General features: G+C 61.5%; 18 protein-coding genes. 3 read left to right on the top strand and 15 right to left on the bottom strand.

The genetic code is table 11. The features are described from left to right. Positions 1-14: 14 nt before the first annotated feature. The 15 genes from RAH32_RS16585 to RAH32_RS16515 form a co-directional block, all read right to left on the bottom strand. A complete protein-coding gene (locus tag RAH32_RS16585) occupies positions 15-1,034 on the bottom strand; it encodes a TrbL/VirB6 family protein (RefSeq protein WP_306609307.1) in 1,020 nt (339 codons plus the stop codon). Continuing rightward, positions 1,034-1,570 (bottom strand): hypothetical protein, encoded by a 537-nt coding sequence (locus RAH32_RS16580; protein ID WP_306609306.1) that lies wholly within the window; start codon positions 1,568-1,570, stop codon positions 1,034-1,036. Before RAH32_RS16580 ends, RAH32_RS16585 begins: the two co-directional genes overlap by 1 nt. A gap of 2 nt (positions 1,571-1,572) precedes the next feature. After that, on the bottom strand, positions 1,573-2,364 hold the full coding sequence (locus RAH32_RS16575) for a type IV secretion system protein (RefSeq protein ID WP_265501431.1): 792 nt from the start codon (positions 2,362-2,364) through the stop codon (positions 1,573-1,575). After that, positions 2,361-3,512 (bottom strand): lytic transglycosylase domain-containing protein, encoded by a 1,152-nt coding sequence (locus RAH32_RS16570; RefSeq protein ID WP_306609303.1) that lies wholly within the window; start codon positions 3,510-3,512, stop codon positions 2,361-2,363. The genes RAH32_RS16575 and RAH32_RS16570 overlap by 4 nt, the downstream gene beginning before the upstream one ends. 11 nt (positions 3,513-3,523) lie before the next feature. Continuing rightward, positions 3,524-3,646: a lipoprotein gene (locus RAH32_RS16565; protein WP_255432416.1), complete on the bottom strand. Its 123-nt coding sequence runs from the start codon at positions 3,644-3,646 to the stop codon at positions 3,524-3,526. Continuing rightward, a complete protein-coding gene (locus tag RAH32_RS16560) occupies positions 3,639-5,912 on the bottom strand; it encodes a VirB4 family type IV secretion/conjugal transfer ATPase (protein ID WP_306609301.1) in 2,274 nt (757 codons plus the stop codon). Before RAH32_RS16560 ends, RAH32_RS16565 begins: the two co-directional genes overlap by 8 nt. 70 nt (positions 5,913-5,982) lie before the next feature. After that, a complete protein-coding gene (locus RAH32_RS16555; RefSeq protein WP_306609299.1) occupies positions 5,983-6,258 on the bottom strand; it encodes a VirB3 family type IV secretion system protein in 276 nt (91 codons plus the stop codon). After that, positions 6,258-6,563, bottom strand: coding sequence for a TrbC/VirB2 family protein (locus tag RAH32_RS16550; RefSeq protein WP_306609297.1), 306 nt, complete (start codon positions 6,561-6,563; stop codon positions 6,258-6,260). Before RAH32_RS16550 ends, RAH32_RS16555 begins: the two co-directional genes overlap by 1 nt. Before the next feature lie 14 nt (positions 6,564-6,577). Further along, positions 6,578-7,303 carry a lytic transglycosylase domain-containing protein gene (locus RAH32_RS16545; protein WP_306609295.1) on the bottom strand — a complete coding sequence of 242 codons (726 nt, stop codon included), beginning with the start codon at positions 7,301-7,303 and terminating at the stop codon, positions 6,578-6,580. Between the two features lie 85 nt (positions 7,304-7,388). Beyond that, positions 7,389-7,760, bottom strand: coding sequence for a hypothetical protein (locus RAH32_RS16540; RefSeq protein ID WP_103174862.1), 372 nt, complete (start codon positions 7,758-7,760; stop codon positions 7,389-7,391). 483 nt (positions 7,761-8,243) lie between these two features. Then, complete coding sequence (gene tnpC / locus RAH32_RS16535; protein ID WP_306609291.1) at positions 8,244-9,806, bottom strand: IS66 family transposase; 1,563 nt, start codon at positions 9,804-9,806, stop codon at positions 8,244-8,246. A 68-nt stretch (positions 9,807-9,874) separates the two neighbouring features. Further along, positions 9,875-10,231: an IS66 family insertion sequence element accessory protein TnpB gene (gene tnpB, locus RAH32_RS16530; RefSeq protein ID WP_306609288.1), complete on the bottom strand. Its 357-nt coding sequence runs from the start codon at positions 10,229-10,231 to the stop codon at positions 9,875-9,877. Next, a complete protein-coding gene (locus tag RAH32_RS16525) occupies positions 10,228-10,662 on the bottom strand; it encodes a transposase (protein WP_242689994.1) in 435 nt (144 codons plus the stop codon). The genes tnpB and RAH32_RS16525 overlap by 4 nt, the downstream gene beginning before the upstream one ends. A 124-nt stretch (positions 10,663-10,786) precedes the next feature. Continuing rightward, complete coding sequence (locus tag RAH32_RS16520) at positions 10,787-11,794, bottom strand: RcgR family putative quorum lactone hydrolase (RefSeq protein ID WP_306609286.1); 1,008 nt, start codon at positions 11,792-11,794, stop codon at positions 10,787-10,789. Between the two features lie 17 nt (positions 11,795-11,811). Continuing rightward, positions 11,812-13,476 carry an RcgA family putative transporter gene (locus tag RAH32_RS16515; RefSeq protein WP_306609284.1) on the bottom strand — a complete coding sequence of 555 codons (1,665 nt, stop codon included), beginning with the start codon at positions 13,474-13,476 and terminating at the stop codon, positions 11,812-11,814. 478 nt (positions 13,477-13,954) lie between these two features. Here RAH32_RS16515 and RAH32_RS16510 point away from each other — a divergent pair, with 478 nt between their 5' ends. The 3 genes from RAH32_RS16510 (at position 13,955) to RAH32_RS16500 (ending at position 16,313) form a co-directional block, all read left to right on the top strand. Continuing rightward, positions 13,955-14,461, top strand: a complete 507-nt coding sequence (locus tag RAH32_RS16510) for a hypothetical protein (RefSeq protein ID WP_370528972.1) — start codon at positions 13,955-13,957, stop codon at positions 14,459-14,461. Between the two features lie 260 nt (positions 14,462-14,721). Beyond that, complete coding sequence (gene repC, locus RAH32_RS16505) at positions 14,722-15,969, top strand: replication initiation protein RepC (RefSeq protein WP_306609282.1); 1,248 nt, start codon at positions 14,722-14,724, stop codon at positions 15,967-15,969. Beyond that, complete coding sequence (locus RAH32_RS16500; RefSeq protein ID WP_306609280.1) at positions 15,966-16,313, top strand: hypothetical protein; 348 nt, start codon at positions 15,966-15,968, stop codon at positions 16,311-16,313. Before repC ends, RAH32_RS16500 begins: the two co-directional genes overlap by 4 nt. Positions 16,314-16,317 lie beyond the last annotated feature (4 nt).

Below are 16,317 nucleotides of genomic sequence, written 5' to 3'. Positions count from 1 at the left end.
AAAGCTCGGGCGCCTCATGCGCCGGTGTCACCCTTGCCTTGCATGATGTTGATGCCGCGCAGCTTGGCGCGCAGATCGGCGCCCCGTTCTGTCCAGGCTCGCTGGCGGGCACGCTCCGCACGGGGCGGGGTCATGCCGGTCGTGAAGCCGGATTTGAACGCCTCGGCATTGGATTTTGCGCGGTCGAAAGCCCATCCGCCTGTCATCGTCATTGGCTTTGCAACCAAGCGCAGCGCTTCAGGCGCAAAGTTGGCCAGATTGAAGCTGCCGGTGATGTTGGCCGCCGCCGTCGGGATCGCCAGAAGCGCGAAGATGCCCACGAAGGTGACGCAGAGAAAGCCGAGGATCATAGAGAAGTCCCGAACATCTCCTTGAGGTGTGAACTGAGCATCGGCCATCGAGACGACAGCACCAATTACGGCGGCGGCGGCGATGGGGTACATCAGATAGCCTACGAACGAGGTCAGCCAGGCCTCGAAGAGGGACTTGGTGCGCTCGAACAGGGTGGCGATCATTGCCAAAGGTGCGACCCCCAGAAGGAAGGCGATCATGATCTTCGAGAAGCCGACAATCAGGACATAAGCCGCCATCAGGATCGACAGAATGATGAAGAGAAGCCCGGCAACCAGGCCGCGTGTGATGGAACTGACGGATCGGGCGGCACCGTCCGCCACATCGGACATCTGCACAGCGAACTGATCCATGGCAGAGGCGGGTGTCGCAGCAGCCCCATCGAAGAAGCTCATGGCAAGGCTGCCCGCGCCTGAGGATAACGCATCATAGATCGCGCCGAAGTTGGCCCAGGACCGGACGAAGAGGAACACCAGCACAATCCGTGACACGACCTGCCAGGCGTCGCGCGTGGACAGCCGATAAGCCCCGAGCGCCATGTTGACACCAACAAGCGCGATCAGCAGCGTGGTCACGATCGTCAGCATGGGGTCGAGGGCATCGGCTGTTGAGGTGAAGTATCTCTCACCGACGTCGAGAACCGTTGCGTCTAAATCGCCCAGGATATCTTCGACAAGGGCCATCAGTATTCCCCGCACATTGCGTCGATGATCTTGATCTGCCGTTCATAAGCTTTGTAGAAATCGCGGGTGTGATCCGGTGTGAGGACGTCCACGTCCAGTTGCTCGCGCAACCGCTCCGCAAACAGAGCCACGGTTTCATGCGGGATGATTTTAGCCGCACAAGTGCAATCTTTTTTCGCGATCACATTCGTTACGGAGAGATAAGCTGAAATGTCGCGGTAAGCTCTGTTCCCCCTCTTTCCTGGAGATCTCAGGTTGGCATTCATTTCCGGCGTGGGTTCACAGGTCCGATTGGGCTGGTTCTGATCTGCACTCGGCACCCGTTCGACACTGGACACGTCCACATCGGATGACAGGTCGAGGTTCAGGAAATCCTCCTCGGCTTTCCGTTCCGCCTCGCTCATTTCGGCCTGTTGGTCCAAGAGTTCCTGCAGTTCCGGCTCGGGGAGGTCAGGAGGCGCTCCGGAGGTTTGCGCCGGGCCCATCGTGCCAATGCCCAGGATCACCAGCCCGCTCAGCAATGCCGTCCGTCTCATGGTCAGTCCTCCAGCTTCATGCGCAGGTACCTTTCCTCGTCGGCCGCGGTTGCCGCGTCCATGACGCCCATGTTACCCTGACCGACCGTCTGGATCGCCTCCATCGACCAGACATTGGCAAGCGCAATGCCAAGCTCGGCGGTGACCCGCGTGTTGAGATCGATGGCTTCCTTCAGCCCGGCCGTGTCAGGGATGGTCTGCACGAGACCATCGAGCCGCGTCAGGCTGTCCGTCGCCGCCTGTGCCGAGCTTTCCGCGGCCACGCTCATGAAGGCATTGACGTTTGCGGACTGCCCGATCCTGGCCGCTGTGTGGTCCTCGCTGCTGGCCAGCGTGTCGACGCGCTCCCGCGTGAGGCCCGCGGTTGCAAAGGTGCCGTCCACATGACCCGTGACGGTGCGCCCGCTGCCCAGGACATCGCCCGAGGCCAGCACGCGGGTCCAGTCGCCCATGCGCGCGGCCTCGACCGAGGTAGTCAGGTCCGAGAACCCAGGCAGGATGTCTCGGAGGAAGCTCTCGGGATCGACGCCGAGGTCGGCCAGGGTGAGCCCATCGCGCAAGGCGCGGATCTGGTCCTGCAGCAGCACGATCTGCTGGAGAAGCTGTGTCGTCTGCTCGTCGAGCTTGAGGTTCTGGGCGATCTGCTCCTTCAACTGCAGCTTTGCCTCGGTCAGCTGTTCGGCGAGCTTGGCCAGGCTTGTTGCGTCAATGGTGGGCACGCCTTGTCCGCCGGCGGGCAGGGCCAGGACGCCGGACAGGGCGCCGAGTGCGAGTGCTTTCGAGATCCGTCTCATCCGTCGATCCTCATGTTCAGGTAGTCCTCGTCGCGCGCATAGGCCTCGAGGAGCAGCGCGGTGCGGGCGGCCTCGACCTTGCGCTTCACCGCCTGCAGCCGGGTCAGGATCACCGCCATGCGCGCCACCTCGACGCGGGCATAGGTGTTGAGATCCATGGCGGCCTTGGCAGACCGGGTCGCCTCGACCTGCCGCAGGATGTCCTTCAGCCGGGTCATGGAGCCCGCCATGGTATTCAGGCTGACCGCGGCATAGCCCCCGGCCGCGTCCGAGACGTTCGAGGCTTCGGCGATCACCATGTCGCGCGGATCAAGCGTGCCGATGGTTTGCGGATCGCCGCCCATGCGCGCCGCATAGCGGTTGTAGTAGCCGGTGATCTTCGCGACGTAGGTCTGGGTCTCCGTGTAGGGCGGGATGCCGCCATATCTCGAGACGGCGCCGGGTCCCGCATTGTAGGCGGCGAGCGCCAGCGGCATGGTCCCGAACATGCCGAGGCCCTTCAGGAGATAGCGCGCGCCGCCATCGAGCTGGGTGCGGGGATCCTGGCGGCTGCCATTGTCGGGAATGCCAAGCTCGGTAAAGGTGCCCGGCATGATCTGGGTCAGCCCGAAGGCGCCCACAGGGCTGCGGGCGCCGATGGAGAAGTTCGACTCCTGCTTGACGAGCGCCTGCAGCCAGCAGCGGAACTCGACCGCATCGATGCCCGCCCGCGCCAGCGCCGGGTGTCCGGCATGCGCCTGCGCGGTGTCCGCTATCATCTGCTCGATCGTGAGGGGTGCATCGCCCATGATGCGGGCGGCATAAGGGTTGTTGTCGGGGGCGGCGTAGATTTCCGCGGCTCCCGTGAAGGCACCATCGCCCGCGACCCCCGCGGCTTCGAGGCCCGGCACGAAGCGGGAAGTCTCGGACAGCAGATCGAGCGTCTCCTGCGCCGCCGCCAGCTGATCGCCGCGCGCTCCAATCTGCCGGAGCCGTTCCTCGTTCTTGGCCTGCAACTCCCCTGTGCGGGCCGCCTCCTCGCGCAGGCCGAGCACCTCAAGGGCAACCTTTTTCGCATCGATCACCGGCACGCCTTGCCCCGCCACGCCTGCGGGGATCACCACAAGGGCGATCAGGATGCAGGCGGGAGCGGAAACGCGGGCCTGCATCGCACCTCCTCCTACCGGCAGTCGCTTGTGGCCAGGAAGGCCATGCCCGACCAGCAGTTGGTCTTGCGGATCGGCGGGTCGCCGCAGCCCGCAAGCAGGGCGGCCAGGCCTGCGAGCATCAGGAGCTTACGCATCGTGGGTCCTCCAGAAATGCGGCCGCGCGGCATAATCGGCGCCGAACGCCCGGTGGCCTGCCTCGCCGCCACCAAGCGCCGTCAGGAGAGGGCCGAGCGGTGCGAGATCGACGTCCAGGATCGTGGAGCCGTCACCGTGGCGCCACAGCGCTTGGCGCTCGGCCGTGCGTCCCGTCAGGATGAAGTGCAACTCGTTGTCGGTGAAGCCGAAGCCCTCGTAGTCCGCAATGTCGGCAGCCCGGTTGGGGAAGATCATCTGGTTCGGCATGGCCTGGATGATCGAGCCGGAGTGGCTGTCGCGGATCTGGGACGGGAACTGCGTAAGCAGCACCACCACGACATTGAGCTTGCGCACGGTGACCAGCCACTTCGGCAGCCAGCGGGCGAAGAACGTATCGTCAAAGACCGTTGAGGCCTCGTCGATCACCAGAAGGGTCGGGCGCTTTTCCTCGAAGAGAAGCTCAAGGCGCCGGAAGATGTAGGACAGCACCGCCGTGCGCTCCGTGGCCATGGACAGGATCTCGGTCAGGTCGATCCCCGTCACAGGCGCGGTGAGATCGATCACCGGCTGATCGGCCTCCCCGAAGACCCAGGCGTAGCGCCCCTCGGGTGCCCATTCGGCAAGCTTCATCGCCAGGTCGCGGTTATCTCCCACATCGCCGATCAGGTCCCCGAAATGGGCGAAGGTCCTGAGCGCCTCCGGTGCCTGACCGTTCTGGCGAACGGCCCCTTTGAGCGCTTCGGCCTGCTGCGGCGCGAGCCGAGGACCGTCGCGCTCGACCAGCCGGGCCAGCCAGCCGAGAAGCCAGGCCTCGCCCCGTGAGCCGCACTCCGTCAGAAGCGGATTGAGCCCGGTGGGCTGACCCGCGCGAATGGCCGCATACCGGCCCCCAAGCGCCGTGATCGCCATGCGCAGCGCCTGGTCCTTGTCAAAGAGGATCATCCGGGCACCCGTCCGCTGCGCCTGCGCGGCCAGAAACGCCATCAGCGAGGACTTGCCGCTGCCCGAGGGACCAAGAAACAGCGTATGCCCAATGGTGGGCTCGGCCTTGGGATCGCCCGGCGCATGGAAGCTGAAGCGATGCGCCGCACCCGTTACTGTCTGGAACACCGTGACCGGCGTGCGCCAGGGCAGGGCCTCGGCCCGGGTGCCCGCGTCTGCCATGTGGAAGGAGGCCATGTCGGCGAAGTTGAGCGACTTGGTCAGCGGGTTCCAGATCTCGTAGTCCCGGTTGCCGGGATGGGCCGCGAAGTAGGTGGCAGCCATCGTGTCGTTGCAGCGCACCAGCTTCACCTTGGCCTGTTCGGCCACGCTGCGGACTTGGGACACCCTGGCCTCCAGCGCGGCAGGGCTCTCGGCAAAGACCGTGATCGTCAGCTGGTGCTCGCCAAAGCCGCAGCGGCCCGACTCCACATCGTCATAGGTCTGGTGCAGGTCGGCGGCAATGGAGCCGACCAGATCGCCCGCCGCCTCCATCTGCTGGATGCGGCGCTTGGCCAGTTCGCTGACCTTGGTCATGGCAACGGGCGTATAGGAATGCGAGATCACCGTGTCGGTGCCGGCATCAAGGGCATCGAGCATGCCCGGCCAGGTCTGCTGGGCATTGCGCCAGACCGACAGGACGGCCGCAAAGCGCGGCTCGTCAAAGCCGTCGCGGAACTCGGCCACCGCTCCCTTGAAGCGAACGGACAGGAGCGAGACATCCTCGGCGATCAGCGTGTGCAGCCCGCGATACTCGGGCCGGTAAAGCCCGGTGCTGATGGCCGAGTAGAAGCCGAGAAGCGTGCCGTCGCTGATCCTGAGGCGATGGGCCTTCAGCGGCAGGCTGTTCTCCAGGATCGAGACGACCTCGCGGAGCTCGCCCAGGCGTTCAGCGGTGTTGCGGTCGAGAAGCCGCCCGGCGGCCTTTGCAAAAAGCGGCACCCTGAGCGGCACCCGCTTGTTGCGCACCACCGTCAGCACCAGCATGAACTCGCGCAAGGCGCGGCCGGACAGATGGCTGCGCCATGCCGTCTCCACGTCCTGCGCGAAGCCCTCGCCATAAAGGGGCTTCAGGCTGAGCGCGGCGGGCCGCATCAGCCGGTGGATGTAGAAGCTGAACCGGTCATCAAGCCCGTCGAGGATGGCCGCGAAGCTGCGGGCCAGATCGAGGATGTCCCGGTCGGAGGCGGTAATCCCGTCGATGCCGCCGATCTCCAGGCTCATCATCAGCGCGTTCTCGCGGGTGCGCACCGTGTGATCGTCGATCTCCAGCGCATAGGGCATCTCCGCATAGACCTGCGGCGATCTCGGCACATGGCGCCGCGCGCGTTCGCTGATCGGGAGAGATCGGGCGCTAAACATAATGGCGGCCCAGCCTTCGTTTTTTTCGGGACAAGGGCGGTGGGGTCTTCCTCATCACCACCGCCACGGCCTTGTGGCCGTTGGGGTTCATTGCGGTGATCAAGCGGGCGAGGCCGTACCAGAGCGGTGCGGTCAGCAGCCATGGGGCGGCCTTGACCCAGATGAAGGGCAGCATCACAAGCGCGCCAACCGCCATCGTGTAGGGCATCGGCAGGCCGAGGAGCCTGGCCTGGCGCGACAGCCCGAGAATGACGGCATGACGCTCCATCAGCTGAAGACCGCCTTCAGGTCCGCCACAAAGCCCGGCGCGCCGAAGACCAGAAAGGCGCCGACGGCAATCATCAGCACCCACATCCAGCTGATCTTGTTGAAGGCGGCCGCAAAGCCTGCCAGAACAATGGCCACCGTGAAGAAGACGGTGGCGATGTTGCCGCGGATCCAGGCCACAAAGTCGTTGCCGACCGTATCGGCTTTCGTGAAGTCCACGCCCGATTGCGCCAAAGCATCGCCAGAAACGGCAATTACAAGGATCGCGGCGAGGAGGGTAGGCATCAGGAAACGGATCGGAGCCATGAGGGTGGCCTTTCCTAGTTTCGGAGGAGGCGGTCTCGTTCCGCCAGCACGCGGATCACGTAGTCACGGGTTTCCCGATAGGGGGGAACGCCGCGGTAGCGTTCGACGGCGCCAGGCCCGGCATTGTAGGCCGCAAGCGCCAGCAAGGGTGAGCGGAACACCTGCAATTGCAGGAGCAGGTAGCGGGCGCCGCCGTCGAGGTTCTGCATCGGATCGTGCGGGTTCACGCCGAGCCTTGCGGCCGTACCGGGCATCAGCTGCGCGTAGCCGATGGCACCTTTGTGACTCACCGCACGGGGGTTGAAGCGCGACTCCTGCCACACCAGGGCCTGGAAGAGGGCTGCCCACTCCCGGGGCGAGATATCGTTCTGCGAGAGGGCAGGGTGATGCTGGTAACGGAGCGCCACTGTTCGCGTGGCAGCAATGCCGGTCCCGTGGCGGCCGGAGGCTAGCGGGTCAGATAGTGATGCATCCAGAGGCGCCAAAAACATCATGGCGTTGCCAGAGTTGGCGGCCCCCTCATCAGCGGCCACACCTTCTCGAGATTGTAAGTTGATGCGACGACCGTCAGCATCGAAGTGCTGCACGGAGTTGGAACCCCGAATACCAATCTGCCTTCCGCTTGCGTCAAAGCGCAGAACATCGGCTACGGCAGGTGAGACAAGTCCGATCAGGCTGATTAAGATCGCAGTTTTGACAGAACCATGCTGCCTTCGTTTGAACGAGGTAGCCGTTTCCACGACAAGGCTCCAAACGAATTTTCTGCGGTCCGGACGATAAGCAATCCGAAGCGCGGATGCGGGTGACGCGTTTTGTTTGCCTGAGTTAGAGCCGCGCCACCATGGTGACGCCTTTGGCTCCGGGAATAACGGTGGCGGTGATCCCCAGATCCGTCTGAGCGTTGAACAGCCCGGTGGTGGTCTTGATCTCCTTGTACGCGTAATCTGACGGATCAAGCTTACGTCCAGATTGCTCAGCCCGCCGTCGTTCACGGTACAGGTCTCTCTGAGCGACGACCACACCAAAGCGGCCTGTTTCTGGCTCGAAGGCCACCAGGTACCAAGAGCCTCGGACCGTGTTTTGTGCTGGGACAGGGTCTTCAGCACAAACAACGTGAAGTTCCCAGCCGTCCAGGAGTTTTTCCCTACACATGTCAACGGTGAGCACCTCGTTGCTAACCTGGACTTGGTTGGTCATGCGACGCGCTCCACAAAGCAGTCTGACGCGTCTACGCCAGACTATCAAAATACGTATTCACCGCGCAAGTAGGTAAAACGGAGATTCTCACCGTCCTTGCCGAGTGTCTGTTATCCGTGTTGTCCGAAAATCTTCAAGCTACAGCAACTCCACAAGCCTGATCGTTTTAAACTGGACTTCACCTTACATTTGAGCATCTTGAAGCCAAAAAGATTTTGCCCAGTCGAACCTGTTCGTGGCGACTTGACAATGCCCGTTCCCCGCCCACTGGTGACCCACCCCCGCTTGTTGCCATCGGCGGCCCTTGCACGGCTCGGACACCGCGAGTCGCGCCTGTCCAGAGGAAAGTGTCTGTCACCTGCACTGCCCTACGGCAGATATACCGATAAACAGGCAGAGCATCGATGCGCATCTCCGACCCGACTACCATTGCCAAAGTTTGTCCGTGCTCACTAAGACGGAAGTAAGCGCTACGGCTCTACCCTATGCTGCGAGGCTTGACGTTTGGCTGAAGTGCCAGGGCATGAGGTCCTCGATGCGGGATTTCGGATGTCCGTCGAGAATGGCCTGAAGAGTGTTGGCGATATAGTCGACAGGGTTCACGCTAGACATTTTGCAGGTGGCGACCAGCGAGGCCAGCATTGCCCAGTTCTCTGCGCCGGTTTCATTGCCGGCAAAAAGTGCATTTTTTCTGGTAAGAGCTATTGGGCGGATCTGGTTCTCGACCGGGTTGGTGTCCAGCTCAAGCGTGCCGTCCTCGAGGAAGCGGATCAGGCCGGGCCAATGGGCAAGAGTGTAGCGGATGTCCTCGGCCAGTTGGGATTTCTGCGGAATGCGGGAAAGCTTGGCCTCCAGCCACGGCTTGAGTGCGGCGATGACTGGTGCCGAATGGTCGCGCCGAGCAGCAAGGCGCAGCGCCGGATCCTTTCCTCGGACCGTCTTCTCGACCTGATAAAGCAGCGCAATCTGGCGCAGCATTTCCTCCGCAATGGGTGAGCCCTCATTTTCGAAGCGCTTCACGAAGCGACGGCGAACATGGGTCCAGCAATAGACCAGCTGCCATGGCCCGGCATCGCGCTCCATCCCGGTCATCGCATTGTAGGACTGATAGGCGTCGCATTGCAGGAACCGGCCCCGGTATCCGCCGAGGAACTTCAGCGGATGCTCTTTCCCCCGGCCGGGGGCATAGTGGAACAGCACGATCGGCGGTCCGGCACCGCCATATCCGCGATCATCGGACACGACGGCCCAGAAGTATCCGCTCTTTGTGGCCTTTCGGCCGGGCTCCAGCACCGGCGCGCGAGTCTCGTCGACGAAGATCCGGTCCGCACCGCGCAGATGAGCGCGCATGTGGTCGATGACCGGCGTCAGATGGAAGCAGGCACGGCCGACCCAGCTGCCAAGCGTGCCGCGATCCAGATCGATCCCCTGACGCTTGAAGATCTCGGCCTGGCGATAGAACGGAAGGTGGTCGCCAAACTTTGAGACAATAATCCAGGCGATAAACCGCTCCGTGGGCATTCCGCCAGGCACCACATGCTCGGGAGCATGAGCTTGCGCCACAGTCTGAGAGCAGCGACGGCAGGCATATTTGGGTCGACGCGTCACCAGAATGCGGAACTGGGCGGGGATCACATCGAGGCGTTTGGACACATCCTCCCCGATCCGCGCCATCTCGCAACCGCAGGGACACAGGGTGCTGGGGGGTTCGATCACGCGCTCGATCCGGGGCAGATGCGACGGCAGATGCCCGCGGTTGCGCGCAGGTTTGCGGGGTGTCTTTGCCCCCAATCCCTGTAGCGCCGCCTCGGCCTTTTCCTGTGCCGCCTCGAGCACACCCTGAGCAAGCTCGGCATCCTCCAAGGGCAGATTGAACTGGTCGGGTGACAGCTTCTCGGAGCTTTTGCCAAACTGCGCGCGTTGCGCCGTGCGCAAAATGTCCTCCAACCGACGGTTGGCCTCCTGCACTTCGGATAGTGCCGCCTCAAGCTCGGCCAGGCGAGCCTTCAGGAGGGTGTTTTCCGAGGCAAGAGCATCAGCATCCATGGCTCGAAGTGAATCACGGATTATCCCTTGCAGCCAGCAAAAACAGGCATTCCCAAGCGTTCGACCGATCAGCCCGCTGTCAAAGGGCGCCGCGCTCGCTCGGGTCGGACAAGGCGCCAGTCCAAGCCCTCGAACAACGCAGCCATCTGTGCGGACGACATCCGCATCACCCCGTCCCGCACCTGCGGCCAGACGAACTTGCCGCCTTCCAGCCGCTTGTGAACCAGCACCATGCCGGTCTGATCCCAGACCAGAAGCTTGATCCGGTCAGCGCGCTTGGCCCGGAACACAAAGACCGCCCCGCAAAAGGGATCCAACCCGAACATCTCCTGGACTGCCAGGGCCAGGCCGTCGATACCCTTGCGGAAGTCGACCGGCCGCGTCGCCACAAAGACCTTCACTGGCCCGCCTTGACCCAGCATCATGACATTGCTGCCCGAGCCGCGCGGATCGCCCGCGTCAAGTGGACTTCATCTGCACCGGCACTGGCGCGGATCACGACATCGCCGACCACGATCTCCACCTCCGAGGGAGCGCGGGGCGGCGGCACAGGCGCAGCACCGCTCTCGGCAACCAGTTCCGCAAACATCGGCAGGGACGCTACGCTCTCGGGCACCATCAAGTGCCCGATCCGCAGCTTGTTGCGCCAATTATAAATCTGCCAACGTGTCGTGCCGTGTTTGCGGGCGATGTCGGCCACCCGCATCCCCGGGATCAGGCTTTCTGCCGCGATCCGCGCCCGCTCCGCCTCTGTTCGCTGCCGCCGACCACTCGGTCCCTCGATCATCTCCAGCCGGGAAACCGAACCATTGCAGGAGCCGTCCAAATGGACGCCCACTTCTTTGCCTCTTGCCAAATCCCAAACCCCTAAACCGACACACGCCGACAATGGCCGGTTCAGCTTAGCAATGGCAGGAGGGGATCGGTGTCGCGCTTACAGACGGAAGTGACTTGGACAAGAAGAGGAAACTCCAGACCGTTCAAGGCCGCCGATGGAGCAACGCTCTTAATCTCAGTCCGGATAGAATGACATATGGGGGGATTGATAGGGAATAGTGGCCACAGTTTGCTTCCAGGAGATCCAGCTTGGCTCCGGCGTCATTCAGCCGGTCGACAAACCGTTTGGACAGTTCCGGCAACACGACCTTGTCTCTCAGGGCCAGAACAACCAAAATGTCCAAGTCTGGCCGAGCAAGCCGATCCGTGTAGTTCTCCAGGTTTACTGGGCCCCAAGCCCTGTTTAAATCGGGTAATTCAATCGCCGGCTCCAAGCTGGCCCGGATCGATTGGGTTGCACGGCCAGTCCAAACCATATCGGCAAGGCTTCCCGCCGTCAAAAACAACGCAGCCTTTCTGACAGTCGGATCATGGGCTGCGATCAGTCCAGCGACCCAAGACCCTAGACTCATTCCAAGTACAGAAATCTCTTTGTAGCCTTCAGCCCTGAGCCACCGTATGAGTTTCCTGCCATCCAGCACTCCTTGCCGTACGGACCGGATCGTTCTGCCGAGATTTGCGCTCAGCATGTAGTCAGCATGTGAGGAGCCCGGACGCTTGCGCTCCAGGTGATAGGGTAATGCAATCTCAACAACCGTGATACCTTGCCGTGCAAATGACTTTGCCAGCAGATCATTCCGGGAGCGCGCATTCCAGTGATGGAATACGACCAAAGCACGATCAAAAGATCTGCCCTTCGTTATTCGAGCAAAAACCGTACTATTCTCGTCAGTCTCTGTGGATATGTCTGAAGGAAAGCTGATCCACCCCTTTCTGCCTTCGAACGATAACTCGGATCTACTCGGTTCATCGAAGTACGAAGGATCTGCAACGGCCCGGTCTGCAAGATCACAAAAATCTGCGATGCTTGCGACATTGCCCGCTCCCGGAAAGGCCAGTTCGGCAGCAAGGACGACGTCCGTTACCTTTTTTCCTTCGTCTCCGCGCTGCGCGCGCCGTTCATCCCAACGATCAAGCCACTTGTAAAACACCTGGATTGTCCTCTCGCTCACCTTGCACACCGGAAGCCGGGATCGATCAAACTGTATATCGCGAGCAGCCCGCCGAGGCTTAGCAAAACGGAGAAGCCCGCAAAGACACCAATGAGCAGGTAGTTGGCCACGAGTAACCCCACGACCCCAAACATCATCCCCCACGGCAGACTAGACTGACCGGAGTAATCGACTAGCCGCTTTTCACGTGGCTCCTCAGCAGCATTTTTCGCTTTTGCTTGTGCACACATCCGGCGAACCCGAGCAGCACCATACAGGAAGACCGTACACGTCGTCAGGACGACAAGAAGGCTGCTGTAAAGCGTGGGTCGACTATAAGGCAGGCGATCAAGGATTACCTGTCGTCCGCTCAAGACCGTCATCAAGTCGTCAACTAACCACGACACGATCGTTTCTGCCCGCGATAGCATGAACATGTTTTGAAGCCTCATGCAGATCGCAATAAGGAGCCCCAAAATGGTACAACGGAATATTCCGAGCATTACTTTGAAAGAGGCTTCAATGATCTCTTTCCGGCGCTCTGCATAGGACCAGAGTTCTGGTGCTTGTCCGATCTTTGACAGGTCATCAGCCAGCGTAAAAAGTAAAATTAAACCCGCAAAAAATATAAAGAAGCAGATACCCATATAGAGGTACGCCGCGCCTGTGAATACGACGGCTTCCGGCACCGAGATAACGTCTGGATGGAAAATTGCTATACGGCCCCAGTCTACACCGAAGTTGCCTGGATCGCTCGTCAGCAGTGGGACCAAGCACTCATTGATCCATTGCGCTACAGAGGCAATGGGCAAACAGACAAGAAGACTTGCCCAGTATGGATATGAATAATCTTCAACGCGGCGTATCCAGTCACGGGTACACTGGTCTTTTCGTCCCCGCGTAAACTTCACGCGCCCTTCTTCTTTCCAGTAGGCGATTAATTCACCCGCGAACATGAGATACAGGGGAAGGATCACCAGGAAGAGAATTGTCCAATTCGGCGCCCACAAAAACCCCACCTGCTTGGTCGCTTCGTTCGGATGGGCATAGAAAACGCTGTGGATGTCGACAACGTACGACATGAAGCCCAGTGCCACGGCGCCCGCGAACACCGATGCCGGCAAATCCAGCAAGGATCGGCGACTGAAGAGTGCCTCGGATCGACTTGCCAGACTGAAGCGCCGAGACGATCCAGCAGGGGTGTTCTCGCTTGATGTCTCTGGCGGCAGGGCTGCCTCGTTGCGGGAAAACGCAGGTGGGGCCACATCTGTGTTCTCCAACGCACCGGGTTCTTCTGCGCCGGTCTGCTTCCGTCTCTTGGCTGTCAGCCGTGATTGTGCCGTGCTGAGTTCCACCTGCCAATCACCGGTCGCGACCGGATCATCACAACCTAAAACTCTCGCGAGCCACCGAATGTTGGTAGGGCTGATGCCCCTGTCGTTCTCCTGAAACCAAAGCTGCACCGTTCTCAGATCCACCCCGGCTCGATTGCCCTCGATCTGAGAAATTGCTTCTGCAAGAAGTTCGGGCGTCCATGGGCCACCGGGAAACCCATCTTTGTCCGCTGGCCGACCCGCACCTGTGGCAGCTATTCGGGCGAAGAGCTCCTTGAAGTCACTCCCGTCCTTCGGGGGTGGCAGAAAAAACTTACTGTTCTTTGTCAGCGGACTGGCGGGTTCCATTTCGTTTCGTTTCGCCTGGCTTCGTATCCTCTCGTGACTTCTTTCCTTATGGAAGCACAGCTACCGGGGGTGCAGAAAGGGTTTTGTCAGTTCGAGCGTGAACGAGACCTGACACAAGCCCCTCTTTTGCGGGCCGAGAGATTGCCCACTGTGTGGAGGGATAGATGATGCATCAGGATCAGACGACAAAACGGGAAGCGGTCCTCACGAAAACGGTTGTCGAGGGTCAGACAACCCGTGCGCTTTATCGCTGGAACACGGGTGAGTTTTCCCAGATTTCTGTTCCCGAAAACTTCTTCTTCGATCCATCGAGGGCCATCCGCCCGCGGACGTACTCGCAATCGCCGGTTGCTACGCAAGCACAGGTGGAGTAATCATAATACCGATCTGCATGGCAGATAGGTGTAATGACATGGCTGGCTGGCGCAGGATACGCGACATCGTCACGGGCGGGCTGATCATCGCAGTCCCGGCGCTCATGCCCTCTTCTGCCCTCGCCTATCCCATCGATTGCGCCATCTTGCTCTGCATGGCTGGCGGCTTTCCGGCATCGGCCGAATGCTCGGCGGCCAAAGCCGAGGTCATACGTCGCATCACCCCCTGGCCTGTCGAGCCGCCGTTGCAACTCTGGCGATGTCCCCTGGGGATCAGTCCCGGCCTGCCGGTTGGAGGCGAGGGAACCTTGCCGCCGGAGATCGCAGCATATCGTGACGCGATCGAGGTCTGGCACCTTGCCAAGCACGTGACGAGTGGCAGTGGAGGCCGGGACATGGTTCTGACGACCGTACGAGGCACCTACGATGCGTCTGGTCGCCTTGTGCGGCAAAGCGTTGACGAGGAGGACTGGCCTGCATGGCTGGACCCCGCAGTTCGGGCCAGAACCGGGAGCACGCTGCTAAATGAGTACGGTCCAAGCTTTCGGGCCGTCGTGCTGCGCATGCGGGATCACACCGGTGCATACTCCACGGAGTGGGTCAGCTACTGATGCCTGTATCGCCGTGGAGCATGCCACGACAATGAGAAGGGACAACGAGGTCATACAAACGATCACTGAGACATAGAAAACCCCCGCGCGGGGTCCGCACGAGGGGAGGTTCGATAACACAGGTTTGCAGACCTGTATCAGCTCTACTTGTTAGGAGCGATCGTGATTGAATCCGTCCCAAAAATCAAGCGTGAAAACGCATCCGTGCGAACGAATGCGTTTTGGCTGCGGCTCCCGTGCTCCCAGTTCCCGAGGAGCAAATGGCACGAACGTTCACAGCAAAGGCCCATCCCCATCGCGATCTCCCAGCCTACCCAATCCTGCCATTTGGATGGCAGCGCGACGCTTTCATTCACCTTGTGGAGCGGGTCGCCCCGCATCTCGGCATTGGCCGGGCAGCGGCCCATACGTGGACCCGGCTGGCTGCCATGACCCGGCCGACAGATTGGGTAGAGCCCGACCGAGAGCCAAGCGTTTATGCTGCTGCGTCCGAACTGGCAAAGATGCTTGCTCTCTCCGAGGCACGGTTGCGCGCGCACACGGCACGGCTCGAACAGGCAGGGCTTCTCGAGCGAAGGACAGCCGCAAATGGCAGCCGATCCCGCCACGCCGGAACCGGATTGTTCTTCAGTGGTGTCATTGACCGGTTTTCCGATTTGCTTGCTCTCGATGCGCAGCTGACCACAGCACGGCACAAGGCCATCTATCTTCGGGGTCAACGCAGTACTCATTGGCGCTGTCTCCGCCGGGCTCTGGAGCAGCTCCGCGACGTTGCCTCTCAGGATGCCCGTGTCCAAGCCATGGAGGATGCCTGGGCTGCCTGGCCTCGCGCCAACCGGCTGCATGCCATGACGCTGGATGCGCTTGCCGCGCATGAGAGGGAAGCGGATACCCTGACGCGAGCCGCCCTCGACCTGCTCGAAGCGCTCCAGAAATCAGTCGATCAACCGCTCGAAAACGAGCGGTCCCATCTACAAGATACAAGCGAAGATTTTTCCTTGTCTTGTGATGCCCGCGCCGAGGACAGACTGCCTATGGCTGAGCCGGCGTTCGCCCAACCTTCTCGCCTGACGCGGGTGAGCGGCAGACCAGACGCCGCGGACGCACGTAAGAGTGGAACGAACGCTGCCGGACGCGAATGGCTTACCAAGCTCGGCCCGGAGCGCTTGTTCCGTCTCGCCTCACCCGAGATGCAGTTCTACCTGTCCGGGCGGGCGGATCCCGAGCGCCTGAGGTTTCATGACTTCATCTGGACGGCGGAGCGGCGTGTGCTGGAACTGAGCATTCACTCCTCCGCCTGGTCCGATGCCTGCACGGCCATGGGCGAGGACGGCGCAACGGTGGCCATGCTGATCCTTGACGCGCGCCGAGACGATCCCGTGGCGCCGATCATCAGCCCCGGCGGCTATCTGCGGGGCATGACGCGGGCCTGGCTGCAGGGTCACCTGAACATGATGGGCAGTCTGATCGGCCTCAGCGAACGCCGGCGCCGGGAGGAGGCGTTGTGACGCATCATCGCTTCATCACCGCCGCCCTGCTGTCGATGCTTTTGATCACTCCTGCCGCAAAGGCGCAGGCTCCGGTCTGCGTTCCACCCGAGGAGCCCTGGGTTCCGGAGCGAGACGCGGATATCGAAGCCTATGTCGATCTGGTGGCGGCTGATTTCGAGCGGTACTTCTCGGCACTAACCCAGCATTTCCAGTGCCTGGATCAGGCATGGCAGGATAGCCTCGCGCGGGGCCGCGCCGTTTCCGCCGCGCGCGAGACCTTCGTGCAGCGTGCGACAGCGCTTGACCTCCGGGCGCGTCTCGGGGTCGATCCGCAGCCGCCGTCAGACGGGAGGCCGAAATGAGCAA

Origin of the sequence: Paracoccus yibinensis, from assembly GCF_030846195.1 — a bacterium.
Classification (GTDB): Bacteria; Pseudomonadota; Alphaproteobacteria; order Rhodobacterales; family Rhodobacteraceae; genus Paracoccus; species Paracoccus yibinensis.
This window is presented reverse-complemented; position numbering and strand designations above follow the sequence as displayed.

Coding starts and splice junctions, on each gene's coding strand:
- RAH32_RS16585 (WP_306609307.1), bottom strand. CDS start 1,034: ATGGCCCTTGTCGAAGATATCCTGGGCGATTTAGACGCAACGGTTCTC.
- RAH32_RS16580 (WP_306609306.1), bottom strand. CDS start 1,570: ATGAGACGGACGGCATTGCTGAGCGGGCTGGTGATCCTGGGCATTGGC.
- RAH32_RS16575 (WP_265501431.1), bottom strand. CDS start 2,364: ATGAGACGGATCTCGAAAGCACTCGCACTCGGCGCCCTGTCCGGCGTC.
- RAH32_RS16570 (WP_306609303.1), bottom strand. CDS start 3,512: ATGCAGGCCCGCGTTTCCGCTCCCGCCTGCATCCTGATCGCCCTTGTG.
- RAH32_RS16565 (WP_255432416.1), bottom strand. CDS start 3,646: ATGCGTAAGCTCCTGATGCTCGCAGGCCTGGCCGCCCTGCTTGCGGGC.
- RAH32_RS16560 (WP_306609301.1), bottom strand. CDS start 5,912: ATGCCCTATGCGCTGGAGATCGACGATCACACGGTGCGCACCCGCGAG.
- RAH32_RS16555 (WP_306609299.1), bottom strand. CDS start 6,258: ATGGAGCGTCATGCCGTCATTCTCGGGCTGTCGCGCCAGGCCAGGCTC.
- RAH32_RS16550 (WP_306609297.1), bottom strand. CDS start 6,563: ATGGCTCCGATCCGTTTCCTGATGCCTACCCTCCTCGCCGCGATCCTT.
- RAH32_RS16540 (WP_103174862.1), bottom strand. CDS start 7,760: ATGACCAACCAAGTCCAGGTTAGCAACGAGGTGCTCACCGTTGACATG.
- tnpC (WP_306609291.1), bottom strand. CDS start 9,806: ATGGATGCTGATGCTCTTGCCTCGGAAAACACCCTCCTGAAGGCTCGC.
- tnpB (WP_306609288.1), bottom strand. CDS start 10,231: ATGATGCTGGGTCAAGGCGGGCCAGTGAAGGTCTTTGTGGCGACGCGG.
- RAH32_RS16515 (WP_306609284.1), bottom strand. CDS start 13,476: ATGGAACCCGCCAGTCCGCTGACAAAGAACAGTAAGTTTTTTCTGCCA.
- RAH32_RS16510 (WP_370528972.1), top strand. CDS start 13,955: ATGCCCTCTTCTGCCCTCGCCTATCCCATCGATTGCGCCATCTTGCTC.
- repC (WP_306609282.1), top strand. CDS start 14,722: ATGGCACGAACGTTCACAGCAAAGGCCCATCCCCATCGCGATCTCCCA.